The organism is Paraburkholderia sp. BGA-UO-ETr-F12, from assembly GCF_059567945.1.
The window spans coordinates 47,993-64,829 of sequence record NZ_JCAQOZ010000003.1 but is presented as its reverse complement, the minus strand read 5'-3'; the positions used below and the strand labels follow the sequence as shown (position 1 = coordinate 64,829).

Below are 16,837 nucleotides of genomic sequence, written 5' to 3'. Positions count from 1 at the left end.
CACGCAGGCCGAGCGAAAGAAGAAGCCGATTATCGCCGAAAAGAACGCATTCGGCCTGCTGCGCGCGCCGCGCCGCAACGTGACGCGCGTTTGATGCCGCAAACTATGCGGGGTTGTGACCGGCGTGCGGCTTACTGGGCGAAATGTTTGCGTTTGGCGAGATCCTGGGCCATCGCGTAGTGCTCCTGGATGGTCGGGAGTGCCTTCTTCGCTACGTCCTTCAGCTGTTCGTCGCGCCCCGAGGCGATTTCAGCCTGGAATGCCGACAGCGCTTTCTGTTCGCCGGCGAGCGCGACCTGCTCGATGTAGGTCTTGTCGAAATCGGCGCCACGCAGGTTGTTGATGCTCGCGAGCACCGCTGTATTCGGATCGTTCTTCGGCACGTCGACGCCACGCGGGCTTGCGGCGCGCAGCGCGTCCGAGATTTTCGCGTTGTCGTTCGACACGCGTTCGGCGAATGCCTTCACGTCGCGGTCGGTGGAGCGCGAGGTGGCGATGCGTGCGGCATCGCGCTGCGTGGAGACCGCCGCGGTGGCGTCGGTAATGAAGGCCTGATCGGCGGCATGAATACGCACGGCGCCCGGCGCTGCCGGCGCGGTCTGTGCGTGGGCTGCGGTAGCGACGATCATAAGACTGGCCATGCAGGCGCTGCTGAGGGTGGCCAGAGGCAAGCGGATCATATGTTCTCCTTGTGGTGGAAGCGAAACGACGGCGACACGCGTGCGCCTCGGCCATTGCATTCGACTGCATTGCCAGCTTGCAAGTCGCTTGCGATTGACTGACGGCGCCGCGCTCTTATCGCTGTGCATTCTAGGAGGCGCATTACCGGGCATGTGAAACCACGCTGTCGCTTCTGTAACCTTAGGTAACCTTCATACAAATTACCTGGCTTTCGCGTAGGGCCGCGGTCCGCTTTCTGTTCCGGAGACCGACTGGGTGTTAACCAGAAAGCATCGATAAACCGCCTGAATTGACTGAATTTTCCTGTCGATGCGCCGATAACGGAAAGATAGGACACGCGCCAGGGCCGGACCGACGGTATGCATGGCGCACCACTCGCACCGCAATCCCCGGAGAGTTTCAATGGCAGTCGATCATCGCGTGAACAACGAACGCAGCAACCTGACGAGTTCCAACAAGTTCGAATTGTTGCTGTATCGGCTGGGCTCTGTTCCCGGCAGCGACGCGCATGAGCTTTACGGTATCAACGTCTTCAAGGTGCGTGAAATATCGACGATGCCGCCGGTGACGCCGATTGCGGGATCGTCGCCGTATGTCATGGGGGCGGTGGATATTCGCGGGCAGATTATTCCCGTGATCGATTTGCCGCGCCTGATGGGGTGTGAGCCGACGCGCGGTTTGAACATTTTGCTGGTGACGGAATTTGCGCGTTCGACGCAGGCATTTGCGGTTGAGGAAGTGGATGACATTGTGCGGCTCGAGTGGAATCAGGTGTTGTCTGCCGAAGGCGCGGCCGGTGGCAATCTGGTGACGAGCATTGCGCGGATTGACGGCAACACGGGCGACTCGCGACTTGCGCAGGTAATCGACGTGGAGCAGGTATTGCGCGATGTGTTTCCGTCACAGCATCCTAGCGTCGACCCGAGCTCTGTGGGTGAAGCGCTTGGCATCCGCCGGGGCGCGAAGATTCTCGCCGCTGACGATTCCGGTTTTGCGCGCAAGCTGATTGAGCAGGCGTTGAGCGCGATCGGCGCGGACTATGTGATGACCAAGACTGGCGAGGAGGCGTGGCATACCTTGCAGGAAGTTGCGCGTGAGGCGCAGGCTACCGGTGCGAGGGCGAAGGACAGTATTGCGCTGGTGTTGACCGATCTCGAGATGCCCGAGATGGATGGGTTTATGTTGACTCGTCAGATCAAGGCTGACGAGCGGACCCGGGATATTCCGGTGATTATTCATTCGTCTTTGACAGGCGCGGCTAATGAGGCGCATGTGAAGAATGCTGGCGCGAATGGGTATGTGGCGAAGTTTGCAGCCGCTGAGCTGGCTGATGCTATTCGTAATGCGTTGGGGGGGGTGCCTGCGGCGGAGGGGGTTGTTGGTTGATGTGGTTTTGTGCCTGTTCGGCGCTTTTTGTGGTTGATCTGGGGCTTTGGCCTTTCCTTGTTTCGGTAGTGGTCTATTAGCGTTGCCCCTGTGCGGGGCGGCACCTACTTTTCTTTGCCTGCCGCAAAGAAAAGTAGGCAAAAGAAAGCGGCTTTACCCCGCTAGCTCATAAGCGGGTCCCCCGGCTTGGAGGGGGCAGTGGTGCATCTGGAATCTGTGCCCTCGCACATTCGGCTTTAGTGACAAGGCAGTCATACCTCCGGCGGCGCTGCGCGCGCCGATACCCGGATCAAAAAAACGATCAGTCATGCAAATCATCAGCCAGGTTTCCCAAGCAGACCCGTCCGCGACGCACGTAGTGCGGAGTGGGAGCTGATGAATCCTTTGTCAACGGCGCGGAATGTGCGGGGGCACAGATTCCAGATGCACCACTACCGTGGCTGCGCGGGGGACCCGCTTATGAGCTGGCGGTGTGAGCCGCTTTCTTTTGCCTACTTTTCTTTGCGGCCGGCAAAGAAAAGTAGGTGCCGCCCCGCACAGGGGCAACGCTAATAAACCACCAACAATTCAAGAAAAGGCCAAAAGACCAACCCCAGACCAGACCACGAACAAAGCAATGCCAAAGACCCAGATCAAACAACAAAAAAGCGCCGCGAAGCCCCCTGCCGGGCAGGCAAAAACCCAATTTCTATGTGACCATACCCAAACCCACCCAACCCCGCACGGAGTGCAAACAAGAAAATGCTACACCCTGACCCACTCCACCCCCTGCGCCCCTTCCTGAAAAACTACGTGTGGGAACACGGCCACATCGGCACTCGCTACCTGAACTGCGCCACCGGCGAAATCAGCTTCGATGACGGCAAAAAATCCCGCTTCGCAGCAGAAAAATACCTCTACATCCCGCTAGATAAAAACGCCACCGACGACCCGCAAGCCCCCGGTCCGTCAACCCAGGACGCGGCCCTCGCCCGCTTCCTCCGCGCAGCGCAACTCGGCAAACCCGAAGAGGCCGGCTCCGCCGCGGAAGTCAAACGCGCCGTTCACGATTGCGTCGACCTGGCCATCTTCAGCGCCTATCAGCACGACGCGCTGCAAGCAGTCGACCACTACACCCAGGAAGCCATGTTCGACGACGAAATCCGCGCGGCGGTAGTCAGCGATATTCGAAAGGTCTATGGCCCCATGCGCGACCAACTCGCACTCTACGACTTCACCGTGCTGCATGGCCTGCCCACCCCGCTTCTCTTCAGCGACACACCTTTCATCGACTGGCGCATACGCGTCAAGCCAGCCATGCCGTTCGTCTCGCTGCCCCTCGGACCCTACGCGCTACTGGTCGGCACACCGTCTGGCAGAACCAGCCGCGCGGCACCCGTCGCGTGGAAAACCGCCGTGTCGATGGGCGCGCTAAAGGATCACAATCGTCTGATGGTCGAACGCGCCCGTCTGTGGATCGTGGCCACCAGCGACGATCAACTGGTGTCCATCCAGAACCGCTTCAAGAAAGACGACGCATAAGCAGCGCCGCCCTCCCAGCCCTCACGACCCTCACGCCTCGCGGCGTGCATGCGCTGCGAGCTCGAACGAAAATGCCAGATGGCCGATTTCGACGCCCATGGTGTTGACCATCGGCGGCGCATGGAACGCGCTCAATCGCGCTCGCTGTTTAGCGCTGCCGATATCGAGCCGCGCAAGCAGTTCGGCAACGGTCGCGTACAACACGCCGATGTTGCCGTCCTCCACTTTCACCGCGATGCCGAGCGCGCCGTCCGCGCCAAGCCGCGCTGTCTGCCGCGAAGCCCGCACGCCGATCGCATAGCTGCCGTCGGCGCCGACCTTGCCGATCAGCGCGCCGTCGAATGCCCGCATCAACGTAGTACAGAAGCGCCCCTCGCCGCCCACCCACTCCGGATGCGCCGCCATCGCCCGGTAGATGCGCGCGAGCGCAACGGTGCGTGGCGAAATGGCAGAAGGAGTCCCCGCAGAAGCGGCGGCGGACGCCGATATCTCATCCTCCGCGGCAGCAAGCTTCGCGAACAGCCGGGCAAGACGGTCAAGGGCAAATGCCGGCGTGGGCAGATTGCAACCGTCGATTGACCATTGCACCCCGTCGTCCGGTAAGTCGCACACCTCGGCGACGGTGTGCTTCACGCGCACCTGTAACGGATGCTCCGGCAGTTCATAACCCGCTATCGCCGCGCCGATCGAACGCGCGCCGGCCAGCATGCCGGCGTGCTTGCCCGAACAGTTGCTGCACACCGCATCCGGCTTGAAGTCGCGCTTCAACCAGTCGACATACACGGCGTCGGACAACGGGGGATGCCCGCCACAACGCAGGTCGGCCTCGCTAACCTGCGCCTTGGCCAGCATCCGCCGCGCACGTTCGATGTGACGCGGCTCGCTGCTATGCGATGCACACATGAGCGCAAGGTCGGCTTCGTCGAAGCCGAAGCGTTCAAGCGCGCCAGTTTCCAGCACCGCGAGAGCCTGGGCGGGCTTTGCCGCGGAGCGCACCAGCGTGATGCGCGATGGGTCGCCAAATGAATACAGCAGACGGCCGTCGGCCTGAACCACCGCAACATGGGCGATATGGGTGTTCTCGATCGCTTCGCCGCGATAGACAGTCGCCGCGATCGGCCCGGTTTCACGCAAGCTCATGTTCGTTCTCCTCCTGATCGCTTCTGTTGTAGCGATCGCTATGAATGGTTTTATGAAGCTTCGTGTAATTGCGCGACGAGGTAGTCGATCAGCACTCTCACCTTCGGCGGCAGGAAACGGTTCGGCGGATATAGCAGCCACACCGACCCTACGTAAGCGCGTGCTTCGAGATTCCAGTCCGGCAGCACCTGCACGAGTGCGCCGCTTTGCAGTGCCTCGGCGGCCGCAAACTCAGGCAGATTGGCAATGCCGAAATCCTGCTGCGCGGCCTCGAGTCGCGCGCCGGCATGGTTGGCAATGTAGCGTCCTTTCACGTCCACGGTTTGCGTCTCCGTGCCGCGGCGAAAGCGCCAGCGATTGTCGTCGGCAGTTTCGCCCAGATAGATGCAATCGTGCTTGAGAAGATCGCGCGGTTGCACCGGCGTGCCGCGCTCACGCACGTACGCCGGCGATGCAACCAGCAGCCAGCGCACCGTGCCCAGCCTGCGCCCCGCGAGCCCTTGCGGCGGATGCCCGGTCAAACGGATCACCAGATGGACGTCGTCGGCAAGCGGATCGACATCGTGGTCGGTGAAAAGCAGTTGCAGATCGACTTCGCCATAGGTGCGCAGAAAGCCGGGAATCAACGGGTGAATCACCGTCTTCGCAAACGCGGTCGGCGCGCTCACGCGCACCTTGCCTTGCGGTCGGTCGGCCAGTTGCCCCGCGGCATCCACCGCGCCCGATGCCGCGCTCACCATGTCCCGGCAAAAACGCGCCACCTGAGCACCCGATTCGGTGACCCGTACCGTGCGCGCGGACCGTTCCAGCAGACGTGTCGCCAGCGCGTCTTCGAGGCGCTTGATCTGGCGGCTGACCGTGGACGGCGTGCTGCCGAGCTGACGCGCGGCCACCGAAAAGTTGCCGGCATCGACAACGCGCGCGAAAACCGCCATGTCCGGCAGCAAAGCGAAAAGGTCGGTTGGGTTCATTGTCGGACGCTCGCGGCTTGAGCCTATTTATGCATTCGCAACACAAATGCTATGCACAACAACCCGATTATCGCTTTCTATACAAAGTTCGACAATAAGCGTTCATCTGTCTGAGGTCCGCCATGTCGAAACAAGAACGTCTGCTTCTGCTCTCCGATCTGATGCTGCTCGCGGTCGCGGTGGTCTGGGGCACCAGTTACGGGGTCGTCAAAAGCGCCCTGGTGTTCTACCCGGTGCTGGGCTTGCTGGCGATGCGCTTCGGCATCACTTTCGTGATCCTGTCGCCCACCTTGCGTCATTTACGCGCTGCCGATGGCCGCACGCTGCGCGGCGTCCTGATCGCGGGCGTCCTGCTGCTCGGAATCTTTCTGTGCGAGACCTTCGGCATCCTGCTCACGCGTGCGGCCAATGCGGCGTTTCTGATCAGCCTGTGCGTGGTGCTGACGCCGCTCGTCGAATGGTGGATGCTCAAGCGCACGCCGAGCCGCATCGAATGGGGAGCGGTCGCGCTGTCGCTGCTGGGTGCCTGGTTGCTGGCGGGGGACGGCGCACTGAGTTTCAATCCCGGCGACGCGCTGATTCTGCTCGCCGCGCTGCTGCGCGCGCTGAATGTGTGCGTGACCAAGCGCGTGATGCGCGACTCGGCGTTACCGCCTTTGTCTGTGACGGCGGTTCAGTCGGGCGTGGTCGCGTTCGGCAGCGCGGCAGTTGCGCTGCTGTTCGCGCCGCAACAGTGGCAACCGGTGCCGTCGCTCGCCGGGCATGCGATGTTCTGGGGCTACATCAGCTATCTGGTGATAGCGTGCACACTGTTCGCGTTCTTCGCGCAAAACTTCGCGATCAAACGCAGCAGCCCGACGCGCGTGTCCTTGCTGATGGGCAGCGAACCCGCGTTCGGCGCGCTGTTCGCGTGCCTCTGGCTAGGCGAACGGATTTCGACGGCAGCGTGGATCGGCGGCGCCCTGATCGTCGTGGCATCGATTCTCGCCACGGTGCGATGGACGGCGTTGCGGGTGAGCGCCGCCTAAGCTCGAATCACGTGCCCGATGCCGCCCGTAATCGCGCGATTTCCGCTTCCAGCGTCTCGATGCGCCGGTCCTTCTCCGCCAGCGCGGCAGCCACGTCTGCGGCCTCGAACCGCTGAGGAATATGTTGCGGACAGTTCATATCCCACGCGCTGACGGTCATCACGATCACCCGCTCGCCGCGCGCTTTATAGCCCTGTGGCATCAGTCTGGCCAGCAGCTCCGGATCGTCTTCGACCACGCGCGCGTTGCCCCACAGCTTGATGCGGCGCCGGCGTGCATAGTCGATCAGGAAGAGATACGCCTTCGGGTTGTCGGCAAGATTGCCCAGCGTGATGTACTGACGATTGCCGGCGAAATCGGCGAACGCGATTGTGTGGTCGTCGAGTACGCGCAGAAAACCCGCAGGGCCGCCGCGATGCTGAATATAGGGCTGCCCTTCTTCATTCGCGGTGGCAAAGAATACGCTCGTCTGTTGCTCGATAAAGCCTGCGACATCCGGCGTAATGCGCGTTTCCCAGCCGCGTTCGCTTTCCATGCGCGCATACGCATCACGCGAACCATGGCGTGCCTGGATCGCCTTCACCGTTGGCGTGAAAGCGATGTCGCTCGGGTACGAGTGTGTGTAGTTCATTGAACGGCTCCTGTCTCGCGGATCAGCCCGCAGCTTGCACGTTCAAAGTTACCGGCTTCCATCTTTAAAGAGAACCCGGTGAAATCGGAAACCCGACTTTCAAAAATCGAGAAGATGAAACGGCGTCCCGTTGAAAGCGAGACGCTGTGCACCTCTATCAATGGCTCGGCACCAACCCCTCCTCCCGTTCAAGCGAGCGGGTTCGCTTGAGTTCCGGAAAGAATCGCATCCACAACAAGGCGACGGCGATCGTTGCGATGCCGCCTACCAGAACGGCCGGCTGCGCACCCCACCACCCCGCCGTCACACCCGATTCGAATTCGCCAAGTTGATTCGACGTCCCAATGAAAAGCGAATTGACCGCGCTGACACGGCCCAGCATTTCGTCAGGCGTACGCAGTTGCACGAGCGAGAGGCGCACCACGACGCTGATCGTGTCCGACGCACCCAGCACCATCAGCGCGAAGAATGACAGGAAGAACTGATGCGACAGACCGAACACGATCGTGGCGGCGCCAAACGCAATCACGCCGCCGAACATCGCAGCGCCGGGCCGGTTGCGCAGCGGGAAATGTGCGAGCCAGATGGTGCCCGCGAGCGCGCCGATCGCGGTGCCCGAGCGCAACAGGCCGAGACCGAGCGGTCCGGTATGCAGGATGTCGCGTGCGAAGACCGGCAACAGCGCCGTCGCGCCGCCGAACAGGACCGCGAACAGATCGAGCGACAGTGCGCCGAGGATCACGGGTTCTTTGCGAATAAAAGCGATACCTGAGAACACCGACTCGAGCGTCACCGGCGCGCGGCTTGCCAACTTCGCCTGCAATGGGATGGCCCACACCGAGGCAGCGGCGGCCGCGAACGACAGCGTGCATGCGAGGTAAGCCGCACCCGGGCCGATGCCGTAAAGCAGACCGCCTAATGCCGGACCCGCGATCTGCGCGGACTGATTGGCGGAAGTGGCCCATGCGGTCGCTTTGGGCAATTGCGCGCGCGGCACGACGCCCGGCAACAACGAAGCGACCGCGGGGGACTCGAAGGCGCGAGCCGCACCCACGCATGCGGCCAGTACATAGATAACCGGCGCGCTGATCCAGCCGCCGAAGGTGCCGACGGCGAACAACAACGCAGCGACGCTTTCAAGGCTTTGACAGATAGCGGCGATCCGGCGACGGTCATAGCGATCGGCAACATGGCCGACCACGAGCGTCAGCGCGAACATCGGCAGGAATTGAGCGAGGCCGACGAGGCCCAGTGCGAAGGCGCTATGCGTTAGCGCGTAGATATGCCAGCCCATTGCGACGGCGAGCATCTGGAACGACAGCGACGAGAGGATACGTGTACACCAGAAGCGCTGAAACGGAGGATGTTTTGGCAAACTGAAACTGGCGTCGCCGACGGAATCGGCCGGAGGTCGGGGCATGGGTTGCTTGCTCTCTACTAGGCTGGCTGGGGCGGCAGCTAGTTTAGAGCAAGTTTATTTATTTTGTTTTTACACTTACGCCCGCCGGGCCGCCTGAGCTTCACGTTTCAATGCAACCGGCGCAGGTAAGGGTCGACAGTTTGGCGACCGGCGGCAGAGCAGTTCTTAACCGTCCTCGTGAATCCGATCAACGCGCCGCTTGCCTTCAACATAACCGGCTTCGCGAGCCGCTTCTTCGCTGGGAAACGTGGCGGCCAATTCCTCGAAGCGAATGCTCTGCCCGGCTAAGTGGGCCTGGGCGCCGTGCCGACAGATGTACGCCGAGTAATGCCACAAGGTGTCTGGCGCCGGCGGCCCGTAAGCCGGAATCGGCAGGACCCAGACCTCATATCCGTTGTGCTCGATCTTGTCCCACATGACACTCTCCATCCGGAATCTGAAGGAAGCTTATTCAGGTGCCGCAGCATGAAAGCCGAATGCCCACGGCCCTGCTGGTTGCTTCGTCAAACGTGCGGAAGATCGTCGATGGACTTTTCGACACTGCCGTCAGGCTCCTCCGTGTCGATGCCATCAGGGCCATTGGTGTGCGGAACGATCTTTATTTTCGGCCCCAGAAATCTCACGCCGCCGAGGGTAAAGAGGGACCAGCCTACGTCCCCCGCGCGGATCGCCTTGACCACCTCCGCCACCTCGACGATCGAAGTTGGAGACAGGCGGTCGTGCGTCCTCTGGTCGATGAGCGACCAGCGCACGTGCGTGACACGATCAGTTGCAGGGTTAATCCGCACGCCGTCAATAGCAAACGCAGCCATATCAACCTCCATCATTCCGACTAGGAATCCTCGTATTATGCCCCGCTTCTTTCCCGCTTCTTTCCCGCTTCTTTCCCCGCTTCTTTCCCGCCTCTGCGGCCCGTTTCGGGGCGGGATCATCTGCGTCGGGTGCGATTCGCCGTGACCGATATTCGACCATCACAGCGCAAACAAACGACCCAATCGAGGTTCGCAATCCTCCACGCCTGCGAGGCGCAACGCATGCCACGCCATCGCGAAGTTGCTCGATATCACGGGCTTGCCGAACCTTGCCTCGAGTTCTGGAATGAGCCCGGCAATCCGCAGACTCGTGCAGGACACGAAAACAGCGTCCACGTCAGCGCTCTGTGCGAGATGCCCGACGGCGGCTTCTAAAGACGCGGCGTCGATTCGCGCCACTTCGTTGTCGTTCGCATGCTCGAACGAGGCCATACGTGTGACGCCGACACCGCGCGCTTCGATGTAGTCGCGCATCGTGTTGTTGATCGCACGCACATAGGGCGTCAACAATGCGACGCGCCGCGCACCGAGCGCACGCAGGGCCGCGAGCGCCGCGGTGATCGGCGTGGTGCAGGCGACGCCGGGACGCGCTTCGTGGATGCGCTCGAACACCGTCTCCTCGCCGATCACCATCGATGCCGACGTGCAGCCAAACGCCACGACGTCGATCCGCTCGCCGGGACGAATCAGCGCCACCGCCGCGGCAATACGGGATTCCATTTCCATCAACCGTTCAGGCGTGATATCCGCCGAGTTGTACACGCGGCTTTCGTAGAACGCCACGCCATCCTGCGTCAGCAGCTTGCGCCATTCGTGCTCGATCGTATGGTCGGTCGCGAGCACCACGAGACCAATGGCAGCACGCCGGCAGATGCCGTCGTCCAGCACGAAATCGAGTTTTGCATACGCGTCGTCGTGCGGTGCATTCATGCTCATTTCAGTGTCATCCCTGTCATGTCGATCTCGGGCTGGCGATCGGCCATGACGTCGGCCAGCAGTTTCGCGGTGCCGCACGACATGGTCCATCCCATGTGTCCGTGCCCGGTGTTCAGGTACAGGTTCCTGTGATGCGTGCGGCCGATCAGGGGCGTCCCCTCCGGCGTCATCGGCCGCAAACCGGCCCAGTAGGACGGGCTGTCATAGTCGGCGCCGTCGGGAAACAGTTCGCGTGCTGCCTGCAGCATGGTCGTGAAGTCTGCGGGTGTATGGCGGGTGTCATAACCGGCGAATTCCGCGGTTGCGGTAAAACGCAGCCGCTCGCCAAAACGCGCCCACGCCACGAGATTGTTCTCATCGACACCGCCAAGGTCCGGCGGTCGGTGACCCGGTCGAACCGGGAAGGTGGCCGAGTAGCCCTTTATCGGATACACCGGTAGCCGATAGCCCAAGGGACGCGCAACGATGGGCGACCAGGAACCGAGCGCCAGCACGAACTCGTCACCGCCCACGAGTCCCCGTGGCGTTCGCACGCCGACTACCCGGTCGCCCGAAGCCTCGATTGCGCTGATCGGCGTGTCGAACTCGAAACGCACACCGAGGCGCTCGCACGCCGCTTTCAACGCGCGGGTGAACAGGTGCGCGTCGCCGCTTTCGTCGGTGGGGCAGTAGATTGCCCCGGCAATCCTGTCACGCGCCCCGTCAAGCGCGGGTTCCCGTGCGACAACCTGGGCCGTATCGAGCGTGTCGAGCGGCAGACCGTTGTCCTTGAGGATCGACATGTTCCGTGTGCCTCGCTCAAACGATGCTTCGTCGCGATAGAGATACAACAAGCCGCGGCTAAGGCGGTCGTATTGCAGATGCTCGGCGGCCGTCAGCTGTTGCAATTGCATCTGTGCGTAGCGGCAAAGCGCAACCTTGCGCGTCGTGTTCCGGCGGGAGCGTTCCGCGGTGCAGTTTCGCAGGAACTGGAGGCACCAGACCCACATGTGCGGGTCCGCATTAAGCTTGAGCCGCAGCGCCTGCCCGTCGACGAAGAGCGACTTCAGCATGATTTTCGGTGCACGAGGGGACGCCCACGTATACGAGTGGCCCGGCGCAACCAGCCCGGCGTTGGCGAAACTGGTCTCAAGCGCAACGCCCGGCCGCCGATCGATTACCGTCACCTCGCGGCCCTCTTTCGCGAGATACCAGGCGGCTGTAACCCCTGCGATCCCGCCGCCAAGAATGACGCTTTTCATGCGCGACTCCCATCCCGATCGTTCAAATATAGCGCCGCGCACGCGTGGGATGGAGGTTTATACGCGGATACCCTAGCCCGTTCATTCGGCAGCGAGACCTATCATGAAAGGAGCACTTTCGTAACGGCGCCGCGATAAGCCTGACGGCCAGTCCGGCGGGCTGGCGGGCCACGCATGGCATGCGAACGCACGTTTTCGTCCGTTTTCTGATGTCACCGGTCTATCCGCGTGGCGGATCGCTCTGATCCCTTTCACGATAAGGAGTCGCTAACATGATTGCTCAGAAGAATGGCGCCGTCTGTGCTGCGAGCGTTTTGCGGCGCACAACAATCGGGGCCATGGCCGCGCTCGCCGTGCTCGCCGGCGCCCTGCCCGGTTCGGCGCGCAGCGAGGGCGCCACGATCAAGATCGGCGTGCCGGTGCCGCTGTCGGGCAGTAGCGCCAACGCGGGCCAGGACATCGTCAACGGCGCCAAACTCGCCGCCGCCAAAATCAATGCGGCCGGCGGCGTGCTCGGCAAGCAGATCGAACTGGTGCCGGAAGACGACGCCTGCGATGCGCAGACAGCAGTACAGGCAGCACAAAAGCTAGTCGATGCGGGCGTCGTGGCGGTGGCCGGCGGTTACTGCTCCAGCGCCGCGTTGCCGGAATTGACAACCTTTCACCGCGCCGGCATTCCTTACGTACTGGACGCGTCGACCAATCCCAAGCTGACCGAGATGGGTTACGACAACGTGTTCCGCACGATCGGCCGTGATGACGAGCAAGGCCCGTTTGCCGCCAACTTCATGAAGAACTTCCTGCATGCAAAACGGGCGGCGGTCATCAACGACAACACGACCTATTCCAAAGGTCTCGCCGATAACACGGTGGACGCATTGAAGAAGGACGGTGTCGATGTGGTCTACGACGACGCGATCACGCCCGGCCAGATGGACTATTCGCCGACGCTGACCCACGTTGCGGCACTGAAGCCAGACGTCATCTATTACACCGGCTATTTCGCCGAAGCGGGCTTGCTGGTGAAGGAAGCGCGGCAACTAGGCATGAAAATGACGCTGATGGGCGGCGACGCCACCAACGACCCCACGCTGATGAAAACAGCCGGCCCCGCCGCCGACGACATGCTCATCACCACGGCGCCGCTGGCGCAATTCCTGAGCGCCGCGCACGGCTATGTCGACGATTATACGAAGGCTTACGGGCAAGGCCCCGGTCCCTATTCCGTCTACGAATACGATGCCGTCGGCGTGACGGCAAAAGCGATCGCGAACGCAAAATCGACGACGCCCGCGGCGATCACTGCTGCCCTGCACAAAATCTCGGGCTATCAAGGCGTGACGGGAGCCATCAGCTTCAACGCCAAAGGTGACCGCAGCAACGCGGTGTATATCGTCATCACCGTGCGCGGCGGTAATTTCACGCCGTATCAGCGGCTCGATTCCGGCGGACACTGGGTGGCGATGAAGTAGGCCCGGCGCGCAACGGGCCACGCCATGAGCACCTTCTTCCAGTTCGTCATCGAAGGGCTGACGACGGGCTCTTTCTATGCCCTCGTCGCCCTCGGCTACACGATGGTCTACGGGATTATCCGGCTGATCAACTTCGCTCACGGCGACCTGTTCATGGTCGGTGCGTTCGTCGGCTGGACCGCTTTGACGGCGCTCGCCGCGGTGCACCTGCCGCTTGCTCTCGCGCTGCTGATTGCGCTCGTTGCTTCGATGGCCGTCACCGGCGCCCTGGGTCTTGCCATCGAGCGCCTCGCATATCAGCCGCTGTTGCGCGCGCCGCGGCTGTCGATTTTGATCACAGCGCTCGGCGTTTCGCTCGCGCTGGAGAACGGGGTGCTGCTGCTCTACGGGGCCGGGTTCGACACCTATCCGCATGTGCTCAGCCAGGCGGGACTCGACCTGCTCGGCGTGCGAGTCAGCTTCACGCAGATCGGCATCATCGTGGCGAGCCTCGCGCTGATGCTGGCGCTTTACTTCTTCGTCCATCACACCTTCCTCGGCACGGCCATGCGCGCGCTGGCGATCGATCAGGACGCGGCGCGTCTGATGGGCGTCAATGTCGAGCGGCTGATCCAGCTGACCTTTCTGCTTGGTTCGGTATTGGCCGCCGTCGCCGGCGTCATGGAAGGGCTCTACTACACGCAGATCAATTTCTTCATGGGCTTCGTGCTGGGCTTGCGTGCATTCACCGCCGCCGTTCTCGGCGGCATCGGCAACATTCCGGGCGCGATGGCCGGCGGCATTCTGATCGGCCTGCTCGAAGCATTCGGCGCCGGCTATGTTTCGTCGCAGTGGACCGATGTGCTGGTGTTCGGTGTACTGATCGGTGTGCTCGTGATCAAGCCGACGGGCTTGTTCGGCGAACGCGTCGTCGAGAGAATGTAGGCCATGGGCGCGACGTCAGCCTCAGCGCGTTGGCGCCGCCCGGCGGCAGGTGGCGCTCTTCTGCTCGCCGCCGTGGCGTTGCCGGCGGTCGCCAGCAGCTATATCGTCGACGTCGGCCTGACCATCGCGACCTATTCGATCCTCGGCCTCGGGCTGAATATTGTTGTCGGATATGCGGGGCTGCTGGATCTGGGCTATGCGGCCTTCTTCGCCATCGGTGCGTACACGACGGCGCTGCTGGAAACACTGCTGCACTTCTCGTTCTGGGAAACGCTGCCGTTCAGCCTCGCGTTCGCCGGTGTTTCCGGCATCGTCATCGGCTACCCCACTTTGCGTCTGCGCAGCGACTACCTGGCGATCGTCACGCTCGGGTTCGGCGAGATCACGCGTATCGTTGCCACCAATCTGCGGATTACGGGCGGCCCGAACGGTATCTACGGTATCGATAGTCCCAGCCTGTTCGGTTACGAAATCAGTTCGCCCCGCGCAGTGTACGAACTGGGTATTGCGTTCTTCCTGATAGTGCTCATGTTCGCGATCCGGCTCGGCCGGTCACGGCTCGGCCGCGCCTGGACCAGCATCCGCGAGGACGAGGCGGCGGCCGAAGCCGTGGGCGTACCGACGCTGCGCGTCAAACTGCTTGCTTACGTGATGGGCGCGTTGATCGGCGGTTTTGGCGGCAGTCTGTTTGCTGCGCGCTTCGGGACGATCGACCCGACCGGCTTCACCTATCTGCAGTCCGTCACGATCCTGATCATTGTCGTGCTGGGCGGTCGAGGCAGTATTCCTGGCGTGATACTCGGCGCCATCATTGTTGCCGGACTGCCTGAGGTGCTGCGTTTCCTCAACCTGTGGCGCATTTTCGGCTTCGCGATCGGGCTGGTGATTCTGATGCTGCTCCGGCCGCAAGGCCTGTGGCCCGCGCCGCTGCGCCGCGTGGCGCCGCCACGCGAAGGTGACGGCGTAGCAAAGCCCGCGCACCGGGAGATCGTCGCCGATGACATCCTGCTCGATGTGCGCGACATGCAGCGCCGTTTTGGCGGGGTGCGGGCGGTCGGCGGCGTCAGCTTCACGGTGCGCGGCGGCGAGATTCTCAGCCTGATCGGCCCGAACGGCGCCGGCAAGACCACGGTGTTCAATTGCCTCACCGGCGTGACCCGTCTGAGCGGCGGCCAGATTCTCTGGCGCGGCGCCTCGCTGGCTGGCGGAGCACCGCATCGCATCGTTCATCGCGGCATGGCGCGTACTTTCCAGGGCATCCGTCTGTTCGCCAATATGACGGCGTTCGAAAACGTGCTGATCGGCATGGACCATCGGCTTCATACCTCGTTGATCGTCGAATTGCTTGCGCTCCCTTCCGCTCGCTCCGAAGCGGCCGATCACGCGGCAGAGGGCCTCGGCTGGCTCACCTTCGTCGGCCTCAGTGCCCGGGCAGGCGAACGCGCGGCCGATCTGCCTTATGGCGACCAACGCCGGCTGGAGATCGCTCGCGCGCTCGCCAGCAACCCGTATCTCCTGCTGTTGGACGAACCGGCTGCCGGGATGAACCCGACCGAGAAGCATGCGCTGATGGAATTGATCCGGCGCATCCGGGATCTGGGCGTGACGGTGTTGCTGATCGAACACGACATGATGCTGGTGATGGGCGTGTCGGACCGGATCATCGTCATGGATCATGGCGTGATCATCGCCGAAGGTTCGCCGGGCGAGATCCAGGCCGACCCGCGTGTGATCGATGCCTATCTCGGTACAGCAGAAGAAACGGCCGACGATGCCACTGGGGAGAAATCGCTGTGGGACTCCTAGAAATCCGCGATCTGCATGTGAGCTATGGGAATGTCGAAGTTCTGCACGGCATATCGCTCGATGTCGCGGAAGGTGAGATCGTGGCCTTGCTGGGCAGCAACGGCGCGGGCAAGACCACGACGCTGCGCACTATTTCCGGCCTGCTTCGCCCGCGTGCGGGACAGATCGCGATGGCCGGAGAGCCGCTCACCGGACTGCGGGCCCACCAGATCGTGGCGCGGGGTCTCGGCCATGTGCCGGAAGGCCGCCGCATGTTCGGAGCGTTGACGGTCGAGGAAAATCTGCGGCTCGGCGGTTATCTGATCCGGGCCGACGGCGCGTTGCTGGAACAGCGCATGGCCGAGGTCTATCAGACTTTCTCGCGGCTCGGCGAACGGCGCAGCCAGTTGGCGGGGACGCTTAGCGGCGGCGAACAGCAGATGCTGGCCATCGCTCGCGCGCTGATGCTGCGGCCTCGCGTCGTTCTGCTGGACGAGCCGTCCATGGGATTGGCGCCGAAGCTGGTCCGGGTGATCTTCGGCATGATTGCGAAAATCTGCAACGAAGGCACCTCGATTCTTCTGGTCGAGCAGAATGCGCGTCAGGCCCTGCGTATCGCGCATCGGGCCTACGTGCTGGAAAGCGGTCGGATCGCACTAGCCGGCCCCGCCAGGGAACTGGCGCAGGATAGCCGGGTTCGCGCCGCGTATCTGGGTGGGAGTGCTATTGCGACGGAGTGATGGTGGGGCGGCTGGATGGCGTGTCGGACCGGGGCAGGTACTTAGCGTGCAGGCGACCTACCAGACTGGCCTCAGACTGGGATGAAATATGCTAGTGGGCACAGCGAAACCCGTCCTGGCTCCATACGCCGCACCACTCCTTCTCAAGC

At 62.4% G+C, this 16,837-nt stretch carries 16 protein-coding genes; 7 read left to right on the top strand and 9 right to left on the bottom strand.

Annotated features, from left to right (window positions below; translation table 11 throughout):
• Window positions 1–131 precede the first annotated feature (131 nt).
• Complete coding sequence (locus AC57B6_RS00450) at window positions 132–680, bottom strand: DUF4142 domain-containing protein (protein WP_028200662.1); 549 nt, start codon at window positions 678–680, stop codon at window positions 132–134.
• A 403-nt stretch (window positions 681–1,083) separates the two neighbouring features.
• On the opposite strand from AC57B6_RS00450, the gene AC57B6_RS00445 reads away from it, so the two are divergent.
• Together AC57B6_RS00445 and AC57B6_RS00440 are read left to right on the top strand one after the other, a co-directional pair.
• Window positions 1,084–2,067 carry a chemotaxis protein CheV gene (locus AC57B6_RS00445; RefSeq protein ID WP_106353653.1) on the top strand — a complete coding sequence of 328 codons (984 nt, stop codon included), beginning with the start codon at window positions 1,084–1,086 and terminating at the stop codon, window positions 2,065–2,067.
• 741 nt (window positions 2,068–2,808) lie between these two features.
• Complete coding sequence (locus AC57B6_RS00440) at window positions 2,809–3,588, top strand: hypothetical protein (protein WP_183803610.1); 780 nt, start codon at window positions 2,809–2,811, stop codon at window positions 3,586–3,588.
• 30 nt (window positions 3,589–3,618) lie between these two features.
• Here the strand turns inward: AC57B6_RS00440 and AC57B6_RS00435 are convergent, their stop codons facing one another.
• Both AC57B6_RS00435 and AC57B6_RS00430 read right to left on the bottom strand, forming a co-directional pair.
• A complete protein-coding gene (locus AC57B6_RS00435; RefSeq protein WP_496420520.1) occupies window positions 3,619–4,728 on the bottom strand; it encodes an asparaginase in 1,110 nt (369 codons plus the stop codon).
• A gap of 50 nt (window positions 4,729–4,778) precedes the next feature.
• On the bottom strand, window positions 4,779–5,699 hold the full coding sequence (locus AC57B6_RS00430) for a LysR family transcriptional regulator (RefSeq protein WP_496420519.1): 921 nt from the start codon (window positions 5,697–5,699) through the stop codon (window positions 4,779–4,781).
• A gap of 122 nt (window positions 5,700–5,821) precedes the next feature.
• Here AC57B6_RS00430 and AC57B6_RS00425 point away from each other — a divergent pair, with 122 nt between their 5' ends.
• Complete coding sequence (locus AC57B6_RS00425; protein ID WP_496420518.1) at window positions 5,822–6,727, top strand: DMT family transporter; 906 nt, start codon at window positions 5,822–5,824, stop codon at window positions 6,725–6,727.
• Between the two features lie 7 nt (window positions 6,728–6,734).
• On the opposite strand, the gene AC57B6_RS00420 is transcribed toward AC57B6_RS00425, so the two are convergent.
• The 6 genes from AC57B6_RS00420 to AC57B6_RS00395 form a co-directional block, all read right to left on the bottom strand.
• A complete protein-coding gene (locus AC57B6_RS00420; RefSeq protein ID WP_030103393.1) occupies window positions 6,735–7,358 on the bottom strand; it encodes a pyridoxamine 5'-phosphate oxidase family protein in 624 nt (207 codons plus the stop codon).
• A 157-nt stretch (window positions 7,359–7,515) separates the two neighbouring features.
• Complete coding sequence (locus AC57B6_RS00415) at window positions 7,516–8,778, bottom strand: MFS transporter (protein WP_046566047.1); 1,263 nt, start codon at window positions 8,776–8,778, stop codon at window positions 7,516–7,518.
• A gap of 165 nt (window positions 8,779–8,943) precedes the next feature.
• Complete coding sequence (locus tag AC57B6_RS00410) at window positions 8,944–9,195, bottom strand: hypothetical protein (protein WP_030103392.1); 252 nt, start codon at window positions 9,193–9,195, stop codon at window positions 8,944–8,946.
• A gap of 86 nt (window positions 9,196–9,281) precedes the next feature.
• Window positions 9,282–9,590, bottom strand: coding sequence for a hypothetical protein (locus AC57B6_RS00405; RefSeq protein WP_028200584.1), 309 nt, complete (start codon window positions 9,588–9,590; stop codon window positions 9,282–9,284).
• Window positions 9,591–9,749: 159 nt separating this feature from the next.
• Entirely contained in the window at window positions 9,750–10,526 is a 777-nt protein-coding gene (locus tag AC57B6_RS00400) for a maleate cis-trans isomerase family protein (RefSeq protein ID WP_106353663.1), read from the bottom strand.
• Entirely contained in the window at window positions 10,523–11,767 is a 1,245-nt protein-coding gene (locus tag AC57B6_RS00395) for a D-amino acid dehydrogenase (protein ID WP_496420517.1), read from the bottom strand. The genes AC57B6_RS00400 and AC57B6_RS00395 overlap by 4 nt, the downstream gene beginning before the upstream one ends.
• A 272-nt stretch (window positions 11,768–12,039) precedes the next feature.
• Here AC57B6_RS00395 and AC57B6_RS00390 point away from each other — a divergent pair, with 272 nt between their 5' ends.
• From AC57B6_RS00390 to AC57B6_RS00375, 4 genes are read left to right on the top strand one after another with little or no spacing between them, the layout of a single operon-like run.
• Window positions 12,040–13,239: a branched-chain amino acid ABC transporter substrate-binding protein gene (locus AC57B6_RS00390; protein ID WP_106353666.1), complete on the top strand. Its 1,200-nt coding sequence runs from the start codon at window positions 12,040–12,042 to the stop codon at window positions 13,237–13,239.
• 24 nt (window positions 13,240–13,263) lie between these two features.
• Window positions 13,264–14,163 (top strand): branched-chain amino acid ABC transporter permease, encoded by a 900-nt coding sequence (locus AC57B6_RS00385; RefSeq protein ID WP_028200580.1) that lies wholly within the window; start codon window positions 13,264–13,266, stop codon window positions 14,161–14,163.
• Window positions 14,164–14,166: 3 nt separating this feature from the next.
• A complete protein-coding gene (locus tag AC57B6_RS00380; RefSeq protein ID WP_496420516.1) occupies window positions 14,167–15,969 on the top strand; it encodes a branched-chain amino acid ABC transporter ATP-binding protein/permease in 1,803 nt (600 codons plus the stop codon).
• Entirely contained in the window at window positions 15,957–16,688 is a 732-nt protein-coding gene (locus AC57B6_RS00375; RefSeq protein WP_496420515.1) for an ABC transporter ATP-binding protein, read from the top strand. The genes AC57B6_RS00380 and AC57B6_RS00375 overlap by 13 nt, the downstream gene beginning before the upstream one ends.
• Window positions 16,689–16,837 lie beyond the last annotated feature (149 nt).

What these genes read in the sequence shown, in the direction of transcription:
- AC57B6_RS00430 (WP_496420519.1), bottom strand. Translation starts at nt 5,699, where the DNA reads ATGAACCCAACCGACCTTTTCGCTTTGCTGCCGGACATGGCGGTTTTC.
- AC57B6_RS00415 (WP_046566047.1), bottom strand. Translation starts at nt 8,778, where the DNA reads ATGCCCCGACCTCCGGCCGATTCCGTCGGCGACGCCAGTTTCAGTTTG.
- AC57B6_RS00435 (WP_496420520.1), bottom strand. Translation starts at nt 4,728, where the DNA reads ATGAGCTTGCGTGAAACCGGGCCGATCGCGGCGACTGTCTATCGCGGC.
- AC57B6_RS00440 (WP_183803610.1), top strand. Translation starts at nt 2,809, where the DNA reads ATGCTACACCCTGACCCACTCCACCCCCTGCGCCCCTTCCTGAAAAAC.
- AC57B6_RS00400 (WP_106353663.1), bottom strand. Translation starts at nt 10,526, where the DNA reads ATGAGCATGAATGCACCGCACGACGACGCGTATGCAAAACTCGATTTC.
- AC57B6_RS00380 (WP_496420516.1), top strand. Translation starts at nt 14,167, where the DNA reads ATGGGCGCGACGTCAGCCTCAGCGCGTTGGCGCCGCCCGGCGGCAGGT.
- AC57B6_RS00385 (WP_028200580.1), top strand. Translation starts at nt 13,264, where the DNA reads ATGAGCACCTTCTTCCAGTTCGTCATCGAAGGGCTGACGACGGGCTCT.
- AC57B6_RS00425 (WP_496420518.1), top strand. Translation starts at nt 5,822, where the DNA reads ATGTCGAAACAAGAACGTCTGCTTCTGCTCTCCGATCTGATGCTGCTC.
- AC57B6_RS00420 (WP_030103393.1), bottom strand. Translation starts at nt 7,358, where the DNA reads ATGAACTACACACACTCGTACCCGAGCGACATCGCTTTCACGCCAACG.
- AC57B6_RS00410 (WP_030103392.1), bottom strand. Translation starts at nt 9,195, where the DNA reads ATGTGGGACAAGATCGAGCACAACGGATATGAGGTCTGGGTCCTGCCG.
- AC57B6_RS00390 (WP_106353666.1), top strand. Translation starts at nt 12,040, where the DNA reads ATGATTGCTCAGAAGAATGGCGCCGTCTGTGCTGCGAGCGTTTTGCGG.
- AC57B6_RS00445 (WP_106353653.1), top strand. Translation starts at nt 1,084, where the DNA reads ATGGCAGTCGATCATCGCGTGAACAACGAACGCAGCAACCTGACGAGT.
- AC57B6_RS00405 (WP_028200584.1), bottom strand. Translation starts at nt 9,590, where the DNA reads ATGGCTGCGTTTGCTATTGACGGCGTGCGGATTAACCCTGCAACTGAT.
- AC57B6_RS00395 (WP_496420517.1), bottom strand. Translation starts at nt 11,767, where the DNA reads ATGAAAAGCGTCATTCTTGGCGGCGGGATCGCAGGGGTTACAGCCGCC.
- AC57B6_RS00450 (WP_028200662.1), bottom strand. Translation starts at nt 680, where the DNA reads ATGATCCGCTTGCCTCTGGCCACCCTCAGCAGCGCCTGCATGGCCAGT.